At 70.9% G+C, this 15,879-nt stretch carries 21 protein-coding genes; 15 read left to right on the forward strand and 6 right to left on the reverse strand.

Going from position 1 to position 15,879, the window contains the following annotated elements:
* Window positions 1-37: 37 nt before the first annotated feature.
* On the forward strand, window positions 38-904 hold the full coding sequence (locus GA0070621_RS28440) for a hypothetical protein (protein ID WP_167667551.1): 867 nt from the start codon (window positions 38-40) through the stop codon (window positions 902-904).
* Window positions 901-1,287, forward strand: coding sequence for a GntR family transcriptional regulator (locus tag GA0070621_RS28445; protein WP_091201496.1), 387 nt, complete (start codon window positions 901-903; stop codon window positions 1,285-1,287). The genes GA0070621_RS28440 and GA0070621_RS28445 overlap by 4 nt, the downstream gene beginning before the upstream one ends.
* Before the next feature lie 6 nt (window positions 1,288-1,293).
* On the opposite strand, the gene GA0070621_RS29685 is transcribed toward GA0070621_RS28445, so the two are convergent.
* Window positions 1,294-1,443 (reverse strand): hypothetical protein, encoded by a 150-nt coding sequence (locus tag GA0070621_RS29685; protein ID WP_167667552.1) that lies wholly within the window; start codon window positions 1,441-1,443, stop codon window positions 1,294-1,296.
* On the opposite strand from GA0070621_RS29685, the gene GA0070621_RS29690 reads away from it, so the two are divergent.
* Both GA0070621_RS29690 and GA0070621_RS29695 read left to right on the forward strand, forming a co-directional pair.
* Window positions 1,444-1,671, forward strand: a complete 228-nt coding sequence (locus GA0070621_RS29690; RefSeq protein WP_157740082.1) for a hypothetical protein — start codon at window positions 1,444-1,446, stop codon at window positions 1,669-1,671.
* The gene (locus GA0070621_RS29695) at window positions 1,655-1,996 is read left to right on the forward strand and encodes a hypothetical protein (protein ID WP_157740083.1); all 342 of its coding nucleotides are present in this window, start codon (window positions 1,655-1,657) and stop codon (window positions 1,994-1,996) included. The genes GA0070621_RS29690 and GA0070621_RS29695 overlap by 17 nt, the downstream gene beginning before the upstream one ends.
* 200 nt (window positions 1,997-2,196) lie before the next feature.
* On the opposite strand, the gene GA0070621_RS28450 is transcribed toward GA0070621_RS29695, so the two are convergent.
* A complete protein-coding gene (locus tag GA0070621_RS28450) occupies window positions 2,197-2,829 on the reverse strand; it encodes a hypothetical protein (RefSeq protein WP_091201498.1) in 633 nt (210 codons plus the stop codon).
* Window positions 2,830-3,034: 205 nt separating this feature from the next.
* On the opposite strand from GA0070621_RS28450, the gene yidD reads away from it, so the two are divergent.
* Window positions 3,035-3,412: a membrane protein insertion efficiency factor YidD gene (yidD, locus tag GA0070621_RS28455; RefSeq protein ID WP_167667553.1), complete on the forward strand. Its 378-nt coding sequence runs from the start codon at window positions 3,035-3,037 to the stop codon at window positions 3,410-3,412.
* A 15-nt stretch (window positions 3,413-3,427) separates the two neighbouring features.
* Here the strand turns inward: yidD and GA0070621_RS28460 are convergent, their stop codons facing one another.
* Both GA0070621_RS28460 and GA0070621_RS28465 read right to left on the reverse strand, forming a co-directional pair.
* Window positions 3,428-3,793, reverse strand: coding sequence for a VOC family protein (locus tag GA0070621_RS28460; protein WP_091201502.1), 366 nt, complete (start codon window positions 3,791-3,793; stop codon window positions 3,428-3,430).
* Window positions 3,794-3,856: 63 nt separating this feature from the next.
* Window positions 3,857-4,723 (reverse strand): CPBP family intramembrane glutamic endopeptidase, encoded by an 867-nt coding sequence (locus tag GA0070621_RS28465; RefSeq protein ID WP_167667554.1) that lies wholly within the window; start codon window positions 4,721-4,723, stop codon window positions 3,857-3,859.
* Window positions 4,724-5,103: 380 nt separating this feature from the next.
* Here GA0070621_RS28465 and GA0070621_RS28470 point away from each other — a divergent pair, with 380 nt between their 5' ends.
* The 7 genes from GA0070621_RS28470 (at window position 5,104) to GA0070621_RS28500 (ending at window position 11,030) form a co-directional block, all read left to right on the forward strand.
* Window positions 5,104-5,622 (forward strand): SigE family RNA polymerase sigma factor, encoded by a 519-nt coding sequence (locus tag GA0070621_RS28470; RefSeq protein WP_091201506.1) that lies wholly within the window; start codon window positions 5,104-5,106, stop codon window positions 5,620-5,622.
* The gene (locus tag GA0070621_RS28475; protein WP_157740084.1) at window positions 5,619-6,680 is read left to right on the forward strand and encodes a TolB-like translocation protein; all 1,062 of its coding nucleotides are present in this window, start codon (window positions 5,619-5,621) and stop codon (window positions 6,678-6,680) included. Before GA0070621_RS28470 ends, GA0070621_RS28475 begins: the two co-directional genes overlap by 4 nt.
* A gap of 128 nt (window positions 6,681-6,808) precedes the next feature.
* On the forward strand, window positions 6,809-8,056 hold the full coding sequence (locus GA0070621_RS28480) for an RNA polymerase sigma factor (RefSeq protein WP_091201510.1): 1,248 nt from the start codon (window positions 6,809-6,811) through the stop codon (window positions 8,054-8,056).
* Window positions 8,057-8,133: 77 nt separating this feature from the next.
* Window positions 8,134-8,793: a DUF998 domain-containing protein gene (locus tag GA0070621_RS28485; RefSeq protein WP_091202956.1), complete on the forward strand. Its 660-nt coding sequence runs from the start codon at window positions 8,134-8,136 to the stop codon at window positions 8,791-8,793.
* A 14-nt stretch (window positions 8,794-8,807) separates the two neighbouring features.
* Window positions 8,808-9,179 carry a YciI family protein gene (locus tag GA0070621_RS28490; protein ID WP_091201511.1) on the forward strand — a complete coding sequence of 124 codons (372 nt, stop codon included), beginning with the start codon at window positions 8,808-8,810 and terminating at the stop codon, window positions 9,177-9,179.
* 190 nt (window positions 9,180-9,369) lie between these two features.
* Window positions 9,370-10,143: a GNAT family N-acetyltransferase gene (locus GA0070621_RS28495; RefSeq protein ID WP_167667555.1), complete on the forward strand. Its 774-nt coding sequence runs from the start codon at window positions 9,370-9,372 to the stop codon at window positions 10,141-10,143.
* A gap of 107 nt (window positions 10,144-10,250) precedes the next feature.
* Window positions 10,251-11,030 carry a PPOX class F420-dependent oxidoreductase gene (locus GA0070621_RS28500; RefSeq protein ID WP_091201513.1) on the forward strand — a complete coding sequence of 260 codons (780 nt, stop codon included), beginning with the start codon at window positions 10,251-10,253 and terminating at the stop codon, window positions 11,028-11,030.
* Here the strand turns inward: GA0070621_RS28500 and GA0070621_RS28505 are convergent.
* Window positions 11,027-11,641, reverse strand: a complete 615-nt coding sequence (locus GA0070621_RS28505) for a TMEM175 family protein (protein WP_091201515.1) — start codon at window positions 11,639-11,641, stop codon at window positions 11,027-11,029. The genes GA0070621_RS28500 and GA0070621_RS28505 overlap by 4 nt on opposite strands.
* Window positions 11,642-11,858: 217 nt before the next feature.
* Here GA0070621_RS28505 and GA0070621_RS28510 point away from each other — a divergent pair, with 217 nt between their 5' ends.
* From GA0070621_RS28510 to GA0070621_RS28520, 3 genes are read left to right on the forward strand one after another with little or no spacing between them, the layout of a single operon-like run.
* The gene (locus GA0070621_RS28510) at window positions 11,859-12,383 is read left to right on the forward strand and encodes a PadR family transcriptional regulator (RefSeq protein WP_091201517.1); all 525 of its coding nucleotides are present in this window, start codon (window positions 11,859-11,861) and stop codon (window positions 12,381-12,383) included.
* Window positions 12,380-13,051, forward strand: a complete 672-nt coding sequence (locus GA0070621_RS28515; RefSeq protein WP_091201519.1) for an ABC transporter ATP-binding protein — start codon at window positions 12,380-12,382, stop codon at window positions 13,049-13,051. Before GA0070621_RS28510 ends, GA0070621_RS28515 begins: the two co-directional genes overlap by 4 nt.
* On the forward strand, window positions 13,048-15,306 hold the full coding sequence (locus GA0070621_RS28520) for an ABC transporter permease (protein ID WP_091201523.1): 2,259 nt from the start codon (window positions 13,048-13,050) through the stop codon (window positions 15,304-15,306). Before GA0070621_RS28515 ends, GA0070621_RS28520 begins: the two co-directional genes overlap by 4 nt.
* Window positions 15,307-15,354: 48 nt before the next feature.
* On the opposite strand, the gene GA0070621_RS28525 is transcribed toward GA0070621_RS28520, so the two are convergent.
* Complete coding sequence (locus tag GA0070621_RS28525; protein WP_091201525.1) at window positions 15,355-15,708, reverse strand: nitroreductase/quinone reductase family protein; 354 nt, start codon at window positions 15,706-15,708, stop codon at window positions 15,355-15,357.
* Window positions 15,709-15,879: the final 171 nt, after the last annotated feature.

Consider the following 15,879-nt stretch of genomic DNA (forward strand, 5'->3'; position numbering starts at 1 on the left):
GCTTGTGTCAAACGCTTGATACAAGGAGGGCGTCGCCGTGGTTGGCACATGGATCGTGGGGCTCCTGCTGGTACCGCTGCTCGGCGTCGCGCTGGCCGGCCCCTCCGCGGCGGGCGAGCCCGCAACCGAACACATCCGGCGTACCACCTGGCGCTGGCGGTGGGCAGGCGTGGCCTTCGGGGCGGTGGCCGCCGCCGTCGCGGCCCGCGCCGACCCGCTGGGACGCGGAGTCCTGCTGGCCGCCCCTCTGTTCGGGCTCTGCGTGCTGGCCGGGGTGGTGGCGGGAGAAGGCCGCGTCGTCGCGCGCCCCGCCGGCACCACCCGCCAGGCGGCCCTGGAAACCCGGCAGGTCCGGCACTACCTGCCACGCCGACCGTTCCGGGCCGTGGCCGCCGCCGGCGCCGCGCTGGCCGTCCTGCTGGCCGCGACCACCGCCGCCGGCTCCGCCGACGACCTCGGCCGCGCCGGCCGTTCCCTGGCCTACGCCTGCGGCGAGTTCACCGCGGCCCACGGCCCGTGGGCCGGCTCCTTCTACAGCCTCCCGCTCGCCCTGCTGGTCGGCCTCGGCGTGCTGATAGCCACGCTGGCCCTGCGCCGGCTCGTCGGGCGTCCCCGCCCGCAGGCCCCCGCCGGCGCCCTGGTGCACGACGACGCCGAGCGGCGCCGCTCCGCCACCGCCGTCACCGGCGCCTGCGGCGTGCTGATCACCATCCCACTGATCGGGGTCTCCCTGTTCACCGCGACCGGGCTGCTGTCCAACCCGTGCCGGCCGGCGTGGTGGACGGCCGCCGCCTGGGGGCTGCTCCTGTTGCTCCCGGCCTGGACCGTCCTGCTGGCCTGGAGCGCCGTCGCCGTCCTTCGCCCCGGCCAGCGCGCTGACCGGCCCGCCCCGGTGACGGCGTGAGCGCCCCGACCCTGCGGGTCGACACGCAGGACCCCACACCCCCGTACGAGCAGTTGCGCCGGCAACTGATCGACCTGATCCACACCGGAGCGCTCCAGCCCGGCGACCGGCTGCCACCGCTGCGGCAACTCGCCGGCGACCTCGGCTTGGCCGTCGGCACCGTGGCCCGCGCCTACCGCGAACTGGAGACCGCCGGGCTGGTCCGGTCCCGACGCGGCGGCGGCACCCGCGTCGCGGAGCAGGCACCCGCGCCAGCCGCCGAAGAACGCCGCCAAGCGCTCGACCGGTACGCGGTCGCCTACCTGCGGCAAGCGCGGCTGCTCGGCGCCGACCGGGAGGCCGCCCTCGACGCCGTACGCCGTGCCTGGCCCGCCGACGCGTGACACCGATCAGGCCCGTCGCACCGGAATCCACAACTCCGCGTCGGCCCGCGTGCCGTCCGTCGACACCCGCACCTTCGACATCTCCGGACCGGGGCGACCCTCGTACGGGTTCGACGGGAACCACTGGGTGGACACGTCCCGCCACAGGTACCGCACGTGCTCCCTGCGGTGACCGGGCCGGTATTACCTGGTGCGACTCCCTCCGGCTTCCTGAGTTTGACCTCCACAAGCCGCGCCACCGACGCAGGTTTCCTGACGCTCGCCGACCTGTCGTCGATCGCGACCGCACTTGAGCTGGATCACCGGATCGTCGGCGGACAAATGGTCACTCTGCTCATCGCCGCACATGGTGTCGCCAGGCAGGTCGATGCGGGAAACCCTTGACACCGACTTCGCCGCGCTGCCTGCTGTCATCGCCGATCCGCGGCTCCCTCGAGCCTTGGCCGAACGCGGCTACCAACGCGGGGATGCGGCAAACCGTTTCGTCCGCAGCCACCAAGACAACCGCGGCCCGCTGAACCTGGTCGTCGACATCCTTGCCCCGTCCTTTGAGAGCAGGTTAGTGCCGAACCAACGCCACGGTGATCTGACCGTGGACGAGGTACCCGGACTCATCCTCGCGCTCTACCGCCCGCCTGTGGTGCTCCATCTGGAGGTTCGTCTGACGAACGCTGGATCGCTTGCGTTCGGGTCGACTTGCCCGACGTGACCTCCGCGCTCTGCTTGAAGGCGCTGGCGTACCGGGGCCGTTTTGCCGCAAAGGACGCGGTCGATCTCTGGCGCCTCCTCCATGCCGCTCGCGCGTCGGGATTGACTGCGGATACCTGGCCGACAAGTGCAGGCGCTGGTGAATCGCGTGGTCGCCCGGCGCGAATAGGTCGTGGTCGTCTGCGGCGATCACGCGCTCTATCACCGGGCCCGGGGTGCCTCCACCCGCCACAACTCCCACGCCAGCCAGAGCGAACCGATCGCCACGAGCACGCCGTGTCCGATCCGGCCCGCCGGGGGCAGGAAGAACTGCGGGAGGAAGAGCGCGAAGCCGACGCCGAACGGGATGCCGCTGTAGCGCGGCAGCACCCGCGAACGCCAGACCGCGAGGGCGGCCAGCACCGGCCCGACGCCGAGCGCCACCAGGCCGACTCCGAACATCGTGGCAGCGGCCGGGCTGAAGCGGATCGACTCGACCAGGTCGAGCAGGTCAAGGGGCTGGCCGGCGGCGGCCTTGCTGGCGATGGCGTTGAGGGCGAAGTCCTCGGCACCGTAGTAGGGCAGGACCAGGCCCGCGCCGATCCAGGTGACGACGAGCGCGGTGAGGGCCCTGCGCTCCACCCCGGTCCTGCTCAGTACGCGGTGCAGCGCGAGCAGACCCAGCGGTACGAGGATGAAGCCGATCATGGCGAAGAGGTGCGAGGCGACCCACGCTCCGGAACCCAGCGCGGCCGTCGCGCCGGCGGTGGTGGACTCGTCCTCCCAGGGGCGTACGGCGGGGTAGAGGACGAACAGCACGCCGGCGACGGCGAGGGCGACAGCGCCGAGGCGCACACGCGTGAGTGACGCGGACATCATTCTCCTCGGGGGCGACGAAGTCGACGGTCAGTCAGGAACGCACCGGCTGACACAAGTGATCATCATCCTGCATCGGCCGCCGGAGCGGGGGCGAAAACCGAGTGGCCTTGGTCATCGGGAGGCCAGGTGGCCGGGTCACCTCCGGCACGGGACGGTGGCGTGGGTATCGCACCATGGCTTCGTGTTCAACCTCAGGCGCAAGCGGCACCGCAAGAAGAAGCGCGACTCGGGCCGCGGCGGCTGCGACGTCTGTGACTGTGACGGTCCGGACTGTTGCGACTTCGGCCTGTTCTCGTTCCTGCTGACCCTCGGCTCGGTCGCCGCCACCACTGCTCGTACGCCCGTCGTGGACCGCGCCGGCCGGGCCGCCATCCTCGGCTATCGCCGCTGGCTGTCGCACCGCTGGCCCGGCCGGTGCCGCTACTCGCCCACCTGCAGCGCGTACGGGCTGGCGGCGGTGGAGAAATACGGACTCGCGGTGGGCGGGCGGATGGCCGCCGACCGGGTACGCCGCTGCAAGCCGCACGTGCCGCGCGGCAACCACGACCCGCTACGGTGACCGCCCGCCTGTCGACTACCCGGGGCGGTGGCAGACGGCCTCGACGTTGTTGCCGTCCGGGTCCCGGACGAACGCGCCGAAGTAGGTCGGGTGGTATTCCGGCCAGACGCGGGGCGCGTGCAGCACCTCCGCGCCGGCCGCGACCGCGGCGTCGTGGAACGCCTGCACCGCGGCCCGGTCCGGGGCGGTGAAGGCGATGTGCGCTTCCAGTGGCTCGGTGCCGGCGGATGCGGGCACCAGCCAGAAGTCGGGACTGTCGACGCCGTAGCCGATCGGGCCGGGTTCCATGATCCGGCGGCCGCCCAGCGGGGCGAGGACCTTGTCGTAGAAGGCGGCGCTGGCCGGCAGGTCGCGCACCTGGACGGAGAAGTGGTCGAGCACGGTGTCCTCCCTGCGGTTGGTCGTGACCGGGTCAGGTTAGGCGCGGGCTACGACACCTTTTCGCTATCGGCTGGCGAGTTCCGGCTGTGCTCCGCTCTCCGCCCGGGGCGGCAGGCCGCCGACGGCCCGTGGGGTGGTGAGTCGCCGGCTGGCAAGGATCCAGGCGCACCCGGCCGCCATTGGCGCTGCCACCAGCAGCATCACGGCGATTTCGTCGAGTCTCCCATTCCCCGTGAGCAGCAGGCCGGCGAGTAGCGAGAGAACCATGTTGTTTCCCGCGTGAGCCAGGCTCGACGGCCAGATGCTGTCGCTGCGGGACCTGAGCCAGGCAAGGATGATTTCCTGCAACAGGAAGCTGACTGTCCAGACCAGCAGGCCAAGGAGGACGTTGGTGAATTCGATGTAGCCGAAGAAGGCGAGTGGATAATGCCAGATCGCCCAGATGAGCCCGGTCGCGATGACCGACAGAAGCGGGTTGTCCACGAAGAGGCGAAGCCGCAGGTAGCTGGTCCAGCCGAACTCCTCACCCCAGTACAGGGGCGTGAGCAGCGGAACGACGGTCATCAGCAGGGCAACGAACGCCCATCCCGGAAGCCCGGGAACAGCGTCGTCCAGGCTGGTCAGTTCTGGACTCCATGATCCCAGCACCGCCGCCAACCCGACGGCGGCGACGACCAGCGTCAGTGGGCCGAGCCACGCGATGAGGTAGGAAGGCCATTCGCTTCGAAAGCGGAGCGCAAGCCCCGCGTCGTGGAACCCTTCCCTGGTCACCCAACGGCGTACGACGATGGCGGCGACAGCCGGGGCGAACCCGAAGGGAAGCTGGACGAGCGGGTTCACCAGTGAGAGGCCCAGGCCCAGCCGCGCGGCGAGCAGCCACGCCCAGGACGTGCCGAACGTAATGGCGAGAAATGCCAGTACGCCCTTCATTCTCGTCGTCACAGAACCCGCCCTTCTCCGGTCCGTTGAACGCGGAAAACAGGAGATCATGTGGCTCGCGTGGTGGTCACTGGCGTTGGTAGGCGTAACGCGGGTATGGCCAGGCATACCCGATGCCGGCAGCCAGGCGGATGGGGACGACCCCGGCGGGGCGCGACCGGTGCCGGCCGCAGCCGCGCCAGAATTCTGGTCGCCGAGCAGCAGCAGCGGCGGCGGGGCCGGCGTCTGTATGGGCATGAGTGAGCAACGCGAGCACGGGCGCGATCCGGCGGGCAGGCCCGGTCGGCGCGGCGGGATGCGCGGTGTCCCGCACCTGGTGGCCCGGTCGCGCCTACCGGGACCTGTCACGATTCCGCACGCGCGGAGGTCAGGTGGACGCTGAGACCGAGCGTGACTTCGTTTCTTTCGTCGAGGCGCGGTCGCACGTGCTGTTCCGCACAGCACTGACCCTGACCGGGGATCGGCACCAGGCGGAAGACCTGCTCCAGACGGTCCTGGCGAAGGCCCTTCGGCGCTGGAAGCACATCCATGGGTCGCCGGAGGCGTACCTGCGCCGCGCGATGTACCGCCAGCAGGTGAGCTGGTGGCGGCGGCCGGGGCACGGCCGTGAACTGAGCACGGATCGGGTCCCGGACAGCCGGGCGGTGCCGGACGCCACCGCTCAGCTCGATCTGCACCTGGCCCTCCAGGACGCGCTGCGCCGGCTCGCGCCGAAGCACCGTGCGGTGCTCGTGCTGCGCTACCTCGAGGACATTCCCGACAACGAGATCGCTCAACTGCTCGGCTGCAAACCGGCGACGGTCCGCAGCCAGATCGCGCGGGCCCTCAGCCGGCTACGCACCCTCTGCCCAGACCTCGACAGCCTTGCCGTGAAGGAGGCTCACAGATGACCACCGACCTGGACCGAGCACTGCGCGACGCGTTGGAGCGAATCGGCGACGCACCAGCGCCGGTCGGTGTCGCACCCGCCGTCGTACGCAAGGTGCGTCGTCAGCGTCGAGTGCGCATAGCCCTGACCACCGGCGCTCTCGTGGCGCTCGTCGCCGTCGCGGCGCCCTTGGGGATCCGGGCGGCGGGTGGGCAGAACGCACAGTTCGGCGCCGGCGAACCGAGTTGTTCGCCGGTCGTGACCGCCTACAGCGGAGTCGGCCAGCAGGATGAGCCGAGATCGCTGCTGCGCGACGATGCCGGCCGGTACCAAGACCTGCGGTACCACAGCGCGGTTCCGTCTCCGGACGGATCCCGGGCGCTGGTGCGCACGGGCGAAGACACCCCGACCAGCCCGCGGCGCAGCGGGATCCTCGATCCGGCCAACCCGTCCGTGGTGCGGTGGATCGACAGCTACACCGGGGAGGGCAGCTGGTCGCCCGACGGCAAGGAAATTCTGTTCACCGTACGCGAGCGTCTGAGCGAGAAGGGCTTCGCGATCGTCGACGCGGCGACCCTGAAGGACACCTTCGTGAAGGTTGACTTCTACGCCGGCAACACCGGTGGGCAGGACTTCGTCTGGGCACCCGGCGGCCGGGAGGTCGCGCTGTCGGTGTCGCGGAACGCTGGCGACGAGAGCCAGAGCGACCAGGTGACCGGGATCCGCTTCTACAACCGCTCGGGGCAGTTGGTGCGCGCCATCCCGGCGACCGCCGCTCTTCACTCGGCGCAGGCGTTCTCCCCTGACGGGACCCGGATCGCCCTGCACGACATGCTGTCCGACGCCCCGGTCAGGATCGTGGCGGCGGCGACCGGCGCCGTCCAGCAGACCATCGCGCTGCGCGGCAACAACCAGGTCCTCGCCTGGGCTGACGACGAGCATCTCGTCTTTCGCTACTGGGGTGACGATGTCAAGGGGTCGGCGGTGCGGGTCGTCGACCTGACCGGACGCGTCGCCCAGGTCGTACCGCTGGAGGCTGGCGCCGAGAACGCGATCGACCTCTCCGTCGCCTGCGCGTAGGCGACAGAACGGGCGATCTTCGCTGGTCGGGGGTGGCGGCGGCACGGAACCGCCGCCACCCCCGGCCGGCGAGCGGTTGACGACACCCGGTTACCGCGGTGTCGGACCGGGCTGGTGTCATGGGACCCATGGGGGAGTCGGAGGTGCGGCGCACCGTCGAGGCGGTGTGGCGGATGGAGGCCGGCCGGGTCGTCGCCGGGATCGCCGCGATCGTCCGTGACGTCGGCCAGGCCGAGGAACTGGCCCAGGACGCCCTGGTCGCCGCCCTCGAACAGTGGCCGCGCGACGGCGTACCGGCCAAACCCGGCGCGTGGCTGATGACCGTCGGCAAGCGCCGGGCCGTCGACACCGTGCGCCGCCAGCAGACCCAGCAGCGTACGCTCGCCGAACTCGGCCGGGACCTCGACGAGCAGGTCAGCCCCGACTTCGACGCCCGTCTCGACGAGCCGATCGAGGACGATCTGCTGCGGCTGATCTTCGTGGCCTGCCATCCGCTGCTGTCGCCGATCGCCCGGGCGGCGCTCACCCTGCGGCTGCTCGGTGGCCTGACCACCGGCGAGATCGCCCGCGCCTTCCTCACTTCCGAGTCCACGGTCGGGCAGCGGATCACCCGCGCCAAGCAGACCCTCGCCGACGCCCGCGTCCCGTTCGAGGTGCCCGGCCGGGCCGAGCGCACGGAACGGCTCGACTCGGTGCTGGAGGTCGTCTACCTGATCTTCAACGAGGGGTACGCGGCCACCGCCGGCGACGACTGGATGCGCCCCGCCCTCAGCCAGGAGGCGCTGCGGCTGGCCCGCCTGCTGCAAGGGCTGATGCCCGACGAACCCGAGGTGCACGGGCTGGCCGCGCTGCTGGAGATCCAGGCATCGCGTACCCACGCACGCACGGCACCCGACGGCACACCCATCCTGCTCAACGACCAGGACCGCAGCCGCTGGGATCAACTGCTCATCCGCCGGGGCCTCGCCGCCCTCGACAAGGCCCACACCGGCCAGCCCGGCCCGTACGTGCTCCAGGCCGAGATCGCGGCCTGCCACGCGCGGGCGCGTACCCCGGGGGAGACCGACTGGGCGCGGATCGCCACCCTGTACGCGGAGCTGGCCCGGCTGGTGCCCTCGCCCGTGGTGGAGCTGAACCGGGCCGTCGCCGTCGCGCAGGCCGACGGGCCCGCCGCCGGCCTGGAACTGGCCCGCGCGCTGGCGGACGACCCGGCGCTGGCCACCTATCACCTGCTGCCCAGCGTGCTCGGTGACCTGCTCGCCAAGCTCGGCCGGCACGACGAGGCCCGGGCCGAGTTCGAGCGGGCGGCGGCGCTCACCGGCAACGCCCGCGAGCGGGCGCTGCTGCTCGACCGGGCCGCCGCCTGCCGCCCGTAAAAAATCTTGAAACGGGATGTCGGATCCCGGTCGCCCCGATCGACGCGTCAGTGAGAACCGACGACAAGGAGATCGAGATGACGAGTGTCACGCTGACGCAGGCCGGTGCGACCCGGCATGTTCCGACCGCCGGCCTGCTCGCCGCGGGGGCCGCCTCGGGACCGCTGTTCCTCGCGGTGTCCCTCGCGCAGGTGCTCACCCGCGACGGCTTCGACCTGAGCCGGCAACCACTGAGCCTGCTCTCCCTCGGCGACCACGGCTGGATCCAGATCGCCAACTTCGTCCTCTCCGGGCTGCTGGCCCTGGCCGGTGCCGCCGGGCTGCGGCGCGCGCTGCGCGGCGGGCCGGCCGGCACGTGGGGTCCGGCGCTGGTGGCGGTCTCCGGTGTCGGCTTCATCGTGGCCGGGGCGCTGCGGGCCGACCCGAGCATGGGCTGGCCGGCGGGCGCCCCCGAGGGCAGCCCCGAGACGATGAGCTGGCACTCCGTCGGCCACGGGGTCGGGGCGATGCTGGCGTTCGGGTCGCTCACCGTCGCCTGCCTGGTGTTCGCCCGCCGCTTCCAGCGGCTCGGCGAGCGGGGCTGGGCGCTGTTCTCTGTGCTGTGCGCCCTGGCGACCGTCGTCGTCATGGCCTGGCCCGACGAGGGCAGCATGAGCATCCGGCTGGTCCTCAGCTCGGTCTCCATCTTCGGCTGGCTCTCCGCGGTGTCCGTCCGGATCCGCGGCAACCTTTCCTGAAAGGATTTTGATCAATGCGCTACATGCTGATGCACAAGCTGGACGAGAGCGTTCCCGGCACCTTCGACCCGAGCCCCGAGTTCATGCAGCGGATGGGCGCCTTCATCGAGGAGGTGGCCAAGTCCGGGTCGCTGCTCGCCGCCGAGGGGCTGCACAAGAGCAGCAAGGAGGACGCGGCGCGGATCACCGCCACGAAGGCCAAGACCACCATCATCGACGGGCCGTTCACCGAGACCAAGGAACTCATCGCCGGGTTCGCGCTGATGGAGGTGCGGTCGAAGGAGGAGGCGGTGGAGTGGGGCAAGCGCTTCGCGCAGGTCTTCACCGACAGCGGGGTTGACGTCGAGGTCGACGTCCGCCGGGTCAACGAGGGCCCCGGCGCCTGAGCAGTCCGTCGACTGGACCCGTCCCGTAGCGGACGTCACGGGTGGTGCCGGTTTCCGCCGGCACCACCCGTCTTTGGTCTCCCCGCCCCGCCGCTGCGGGACGAAACTCGTGCGCGAACGGCGAACAGACATGATGTGATGAGCCGCTGTGAACCAAGGGAAACAGCCCCTCGGGGGTCGCTCGGACCTGATGACCGCGATGGAGCAGAACCTCGCCGAACATGCCTGTCACCTGCACCGGCACATGACGGGCTCGACCGTCATCGAGACCAGCGACCTGCTGATCGCCGACAGCGGCCTGGACGACGACACCTTCAACATCGTCGCGGCGGCGCGTCTCACGCCGGACACCGCCCCGGCCCGGATCACGCAGACCCTTCAGACCCTGGCCACCACTGGACGCCCCTTCTCCTGGTGGGTGGGCCCGGCCTCCACGCCGACGGATCTCGCCTCACTGCTGCAAATCGCCGGTCTGCAGGCATCCGAGACCGAGACCGGCATGTGGCAGGACCTACCTGCGGCCCCACCCCGGCAACCCGCTGGGGATCTGGACATCCGCCAGGTGAGGAGCCCCGAACAGCTCGCCGACTACTCGACCGTCCTGGCGGCGAACTGGAACCCACCGGCCGCCACCGTACGCCGCTTCTTCGCTGATGCCGCCGACTGGGCTCTCGCCCCCGACTGCCCCGCTCGCTACCTGGTCGGCTACGTCGACGGCCGCCCCGTCAGCTCGGCCGAGGTCTTCTTCCACTCGGGAGTCGCCGGGATCTACAACATCGCCACCCTGGCGACCGACCGCCGGCGCGGTTACGGCAGCGCCATGACCCTGGCGACCTTGCGCACCGCGTACGGCGCGGGCTATCGCACTCTGGTCCTGCAGGCATCTTCTGCGGGCGAACCCGTCTACCGCAGGCTTGGGTTCCACTCCTGCGGCCGGTTCACCGAGTACGCCGTCGCTCCCTGAAACCGTCCGGGGGATCGTTTGTCGCCGCCGCTGTCGACCGGGCGGCGGCGGTCGGCCGAACGGACCCTGGCAAGTCACATCGGCGGCCGTCGGCCCGTCCCGCCAGCATGAGAGCACTGGTACGTGGGGTGGCCGCGCTGCTCGGCGCGGCGTCGGCGGTGGTCGGGGTGTGGGCGTTGGCCCGCCCAGCCTCGTTCAGCTCTGCCGTGGGTTTCCCGCCACACGAGCATTTCGTGCACGACGTCGGGGCATTCCAACTCGGCATCGGGGCGACCGTTCTGCTGGCATTGGTCTGGTCGGACGCGCTGGCCGTCGCCCTGGCCGGGTACGTCGTCGGCGCGGCGGCACACACGGTGTCGCACGTCCTAGACGCGCACGCCGGCGGCAGTACGGCGCAGACCTGGGCGGTCGGGCTGTCGGCGGGCCTGGCCCTGGCCGCGCTCGTCGCCCGGCTGCGGGAGCTGAGCTGGGTGGTCGGGTACGTCGATCCCGCCCCGGCCACCGTGTGGGCGCCGCTGGTACGGCAGAAGACGGTCGTGCTGACGACCTTCAAGCGGGACGGGACGGCCGTGCCGACGGCGGTGAGCGTCGCGGTGGCAGGGGAGCGGGCGTACGTGCGCAGCTTCGACAAGGCGTGGAAGACCAGGCGGATCCGCAACAACCCGCGGGTGACCCTGGCGCCGTCGACAACACTCGGGAAGCCGACCGGGGTGGCGGTGGAGGCGGTCGCCCGGCGGTTGAGTGGGGCGGAGTATCGGGCGGCCAGCCGCGCGTTGGCCCGCAAGCACCCGATGCTGCACGGGGTGCTGGTGCCGTTGACGCACCGGCTCGGGCGTCGCAGGACCGGCCGTACCGTCCATTTCGAGTTGATCGCGGTCAGGCCCTAGTCGTGGGACTCGCGCTCCTGGACCACCCGGTCGATGCGGCGGTCGGGTACGACCCACATGATCGCCACGGCGACGAAACACGCCAGGGCGAGCCCGACTCCGACACGGCCGCTCCGGTCGATCAGCATGGCGCTGAGGATCCCCGCGATGTAGAGCACGGGGGAGACCTTGCCCTTGATGTCGGCGCCGACGGCCCGTCTCAGTACCGACGCCGGCCCCTGCTGCCGGATGATCACCGTCTGGAGCACGAAATACGCGATGGCCGCGCTGAGCAGGTTCAGTCCGTAGATGACGACCGGGGTCGGTTCGAACCGTGAGTCGTCGATCCAGGCTGTGGTCAACGGGAACAGCGACAGGCAGAACAGCAGTCCCAGGTTCGCCCACAGCACGCCGCCGCTGACCTGCCGTACCAGGTGGAACATGTGGTGGTGGTTGTTCCAGTAGATGCCGACATAGACGAAGGTGAGCAGATAGGTCAGGAGCCCGACGCCGGTGGTGTGCACGAGGTCGGTGAAGTCGTGGCCTTCCGGGACCTTGAGCTCCAGCACCATGATCGTGATGATGATGGCGAGGACGCCGTCACTGAACGCCTCCAGCCGGTTGGTCGGCACCGCACCATCCCTCCTGCTTCTTTCCGCGGCGCGGTCATGCGCCGCGACCTGCCAAAGAACAAGCACAACAGGCACTGCGGCGCGACGCCTGCTGCCGGCCCGGTCGAGATTCGTGTCGTACCGTACCGCCCCGCCGTCAGCTCCTGCCCGATCAAGCCGTGTCGATATACCCCGGGGATATATACGCGAGGTATACGCTCGGGGTATGTTGTCGGGCATGAGCGTTCCCATGACCCTGCTCGGCCTGCTCGAACGCGAGCCCAGCCACGGCTACGACCTCAAGCGCGACTACGACTCCTTCTTCAGCCGGGGCAAGCCGCTGCCGTTCGGCCAGGTCTACGCGACCCTCGGCCGGCTCACCCGCGACGGGAAGATCGTGGTCGGCGAGGTCGAGCCGGGCGTCGGCCCCGAACGCAAGCGCTACGTCATCACCGACCGGGGCGCGACCGAGTTCGAGTCGTGGCTGACCGAGCCGGTCGACGCCGAGCCCAACCTGCAGAGCGTGCTGTTCACCAAGGTCGTGCTGGCGCTCATGCTCGACCGCCCCGCCGAGGAATACCTCGACATGCAGCGCGCCACCCACCTGCTGCGGATGAAGGAGCTCACCGACCTGCGGCGCGGCGGCGACCTGGTCGACACCATGCTGGCCGACCACGGCCTGTTCCACCTCGACGCCGACCTGCGCTGGATCGACACCACGATCGCCCGGCTGGACTCCCTTCGGAAGGTGGTACGCAAGTGAAGGCGATCGAGGCGCGCGACGTCGTGCTGTCCTTCGGCGAGACGCAGGCGCTGCGAGGGGCCAGCGTCTCGGTGGCCCCGGGCGAGATCGTCGCTATCATGGGCCCGAGCGGCTCCGGGAAGTCGACTCTGCTGCACTGCCTGGCCGGGATCCTGGTCCCCGACGCAGGAGAGATCCACTTTGATGGCCGCCGGATCGACACGCTGGGCGAGCACGAGCGCAGCATGCTGCGCCGCGACCAGTTCGGGTTCGTGTTCCAGTTCGGGCAGCTCGTGCCGGAGTTGACGGCGGAGGAGAACGTCGCGCTGCCGCTGCTGCTCGGCGGTGTCAAGCGCGCCGCCGCGCTGAAGCAGGCGCGGCCCTGGTTCGAGCGGCTCGGCCTGGCCGGGCTGGAACGCCGCCGCTCCGGCGAGCTCTCCGGCGGTCAGGCGCAACGGGTCGCGCTGGCCCGCGGCCTGGTCGCCCGGCCCGGGGCGCTGTTCGCCGACGAGCCGACCGGGGCGCTGGACTCGCTCACCGGCGAGCAGGTCATGGACCTGCTGGTCGCCTCGGCCCGTGAGGAGGGCACCACCGTCGTGCTGGTCACCCACGAGGCCCGCGTCGCCGCGTACGCCGACCGGCAGGTCATCGTGCGCGACGGCAAGGTGAACGCGCTGGTGCTCTCATGATCCGGTTCGGTCTGCGGCTGTCCCTGGCCGGTGGGCGGGAGGCCGCCACCCGGCTGGTCATCATCGCCGCCGCGGTGGCGCTCGGCGTCGGCATGCTCCTGACCACGCTCGCCGGCATGAACGCGGTCGGCGCGCAGAACCAGCGGTACGGCTGGCTCAACACCGCCACCGCCCCGGCGACCTCCCCCGAAGCGTCGGCCAGCCAGCTGTGGTGGCTGCTGCGGGAGGACTACTACCACGGTCGGTCCATCGGCCGGCTGGACGTCGCGGTTACGGGCCCGGACGCGCCCGTACCGCCGGGCATCGCGCACCTGCCCGGGCCGGGCGAGTACTACGTCTCGCCCGCCCTCGGCGAGCTGCTGCGGGCCACCCCGGCCGCGGAACTCGGCGACCGCTTCCCCGGCCACGAGATCGGCACGATCGGCCCGGCGGCGCTGCCCTCGCCCGAATCGCTGCTGATCGTCGTCGGCCGCACCCCGGCAGAGCTGGAGCCGCTCGGGGCCCGGAAGGTCCCCCAGATCATGGCCCTCCCGCCGAGCCACTGCAGCAGTGGCTGCCCCATCGGGATCAACCAGGCCGGCATGACGCTCGTGCTCTCCGTCGTCGCCGCCGCGCTGCTCTTCCCGGTGCTCATCTTCATCGGCACCGCGACCCGGTTGGCCGCCACCCGTCGGGAGCAGCGCTTCGCCGCGATGCGGCTGGTCGGCGCCACCCCGCGGCAGATCTCCCTCATCTCGGCCGTCGAGTCGACCCTCGCCGCCTCGGTGGGCACCGCCGTCGGGTTCGGCCTGTTCTTCGCCGCCCGGCCGGGACTGGCCATCATCCCGTTCACCGGCGAACCGTTCTTCCCCGGCGACCTGTCGCTCACGATCGTCAACGTCCTGGCGGTCGCGCTCGGCGTACCGCTCGGTGCCGTCGTTGCCTCCTGGCTCGCGCTGCGCCGGGTGCAGATCTCGCCGTTGGGCGTGAGCCGACGGGTCACCCCGAAACCGCCACGCGCCTGGCGGCTGATCCCGCTGGTCGCCGGGCTCGCCGAGATGACGTACTTCATCGGCCGGCGACCGGCGACGACCAACGGCCAGATCACCGCGTACCTCTCCGGGTTCGTGCTGATCATGATCGGGCTCGTCGTGGCCGGGCCCTGGCTGACCATGATCGGTGCCCGGGTGCTGGCCGGGCGGGCCAGCCGACCCGCCACGCTCATCGCCGGGCGACGCCTCGCGGACAACCCGCAGGCCGGCTTCCGGTCGGTCAGCGGGCTGATCGTGGCGCTGTTCGTGACCAGTGTGGCCACCGGTACGATCACCACGTTCGTCGCCAACCGTGGCGCACCGCGCACCGACTCGGTGGCCGCGACCTCACTGGCGAAGATGTTCAGGCCCGAAGAGGGCCCCGCGCCGACCGCGGACCAGATCCCGGCCGGGCTCAGCACGATCCCCGGGGTACGCAGCGTGACCCTGGTCCACACCAATCCTGTCGATCACCCACCGGTCCAGACGATGACCAAGTCGACGGATTCCCATCCCGCCTCCTACGACCAGTGGTGGCCAGGCGTCGTCACGTGCGCCGAGCTGGACCGCCTGGCCGTGTTCGGCACCTGCCCCGGCGGCGCACAGGTCGCGGCCGTGCCCGACGACCTCATCGGCATGCGCGCATTCGACCTGACCAATAACGCCTACGTCTGGACCGCCGCCGACATCGCCCCCGCGGAGGTCGACCGGCAGCCGATCCGGTCGGTGGTCGTCAACACGACCAGCCGCTCCGCGTTCGAGCAGGCCCGGACCATGCTGATCAACGCGTTCCCGCAGGGACGCTCCCCGGCGAGCGTCGGCGAGTGGGAGTCGAACAGCAGGCGGCAGATGAACCAGTTCCAGCAGCTGGCCAACGTGATCATGCTGGCCAGCCTGCCGATCGCCGGCTGCAGCCTGGCTGTCAGCGTGGCCGGCGGGCTCAGCGACCGGAAACGGCCGTTCAGCATGCTGCGCCTGACCGGGATGCAGCTGCGTACGCTGCGCCGGGTGGTCGCGCTGGAGACCGTCGTGCCGCTGCTGCTCGTCGCCGTGGTGGCGATCGGGATGGGTTTCCTGGCCGCGTACCTGTTCCTGCGGTCGCAGCTGGGCTACACGCTGCTGGCACCGGGCTCGTCGTTCTATCTCATGGCCGGCGGCGGGCTGGCCGTGTCGCTGGGCATCGTCGCCCTGACGCTGCCGCTGCTGCGCCGGATCACCGGCCCGGAGACGGCCCGCAACGAGTGAGCGCCGCTGGGTGGGCCCGGCGACACCGCCGGGCCCACCCAACCCGAGTCACCCGAGCGGCACCTGGACGGCGACGTCACGCTTCGGGTAGTACGCCTCCACCTTGTTCGCGCCGTACTTGTCGCGGAACAACTGCACGATGTGCCGGACCCGATCCGAGTCGGTGATCGCGGTGGCGCTCGAACTCAACGCCGTACCGTTCGCGGCCACCTGGATCATCGGCGTCTGCCGTACGTTCTTGTACCAGTCGCTGTTCGACCCGGTCACCGGGACCAGGAACACGCTGTCCTCCTCCCGCACGAACCACACCGGGTGCGAGATCTGCCGCCCGCTCTTGCGCCCGGTAACGGTGATCTCGACCTCGTTGACGCCTTCGAGAGCGTCCCTGATCGCGTTGGCCACGATGCCTCCCGACAGCTTCCCGACCTGCTCCCACCTGCCAGGCTATGAAGCTTCGCGCCCGTTGGCCGCCGGTTCGCGGGACCCGGCGGCACCAATCGCCACCGGCCCCTCGGGAGACGCGCGGCCCGCGACCAGGCGGCCCCGAATGAGGTACGCCTGCGCAACGCTCCT

It is taken from the genome of Micromonospora narathiwatensis (assembly GCF_900089605.1).
Lineage (GTDB): Bacteria > Actinomycetota > Actinomycetes > Mycobacteriales > Micromonosporaceae > Micromonospora > Micromonospora narathiwatensis.

What these genes read in the sequence shown, in the direction of transcription:
- GA0070621_RS28520 (WP_091201523.1), top strand. Translation starts at nt 13,048, where the DNA reads ATGATCCGGTTCGGTCTGCGGCTGTCCCTGGCCGGTGGGCGGGAGGCC.
- GA0070621_RS28485 (WP_091202956.1), top strand. Translation starts at nt 8,134, where the DNA reads ATGACGAGTGTCACGCTGACGCAGGCCGGTGCGACCCGGCATGTTCCG.
- GA0070621_RS29695 (WP_157740083.1), top strand. Translation starts at nt 1,655, where the DNA reads ATGCGGGAAACCCTTGACACCGACTTCGCCGCGCTGCCTGCTGTCATC.
- GA0070621_RS28465 (WP_167667554.1), bottom strand. Translation starts at nt 4,723, where the DNA reads ATGAAGGGCGTACTGGCATTTCTCGCCATTACGTTCGGCACGTCCTGG.
- GA0070621_RS28490 (WP_091201511.1), top strand. Translation starts at nt 8,808, where the DNA reads ATGCGCTACATGCTGATGCACAAGCTGGACGAGAGCGTTCCCGGCACC.
- GA0070621_RS28500 (WP_091201513.1), top strand. Translation starts at nt 10,251, where the DNA reads ATGAGAGCACTGGTACGTGGGGTGGCCGCGCTGCTCGGCGCGGCGTCG.
- GA0070621_RS28475 (WP_157740084.1), top strand. Translation starts at nt 5,619, where the DNA reads ATGACCACCGACCTGGACCGAGCACTGCGCGACGCGTTGGAGCGAATC.
- GA0070621_RS28495 (WP_167667555.1), top strand. Translation starts at nt 9,370, where the DNA reads ATGACCGCGATGGAGCAGAACCTCGCCGAACATGCCTGTCACCTGCAC.
- GA0070621_RS28510 (WP_091201517.1), top strand. Translation starts at nt 11,859, where the DNA reads ATGAGCGTTCCCATGACCCTGCTCGGCCTGCTCGAACGCGAGCCCAGC.
- GA0070621_RS28480 (WP_091201510.1), top strand. Translation starts at nt 6,809, where the DNA reads ATGGGGGAGTCGGAGGTGCGGCGCACCGTCGAGGCGGTGTGGCGGATG.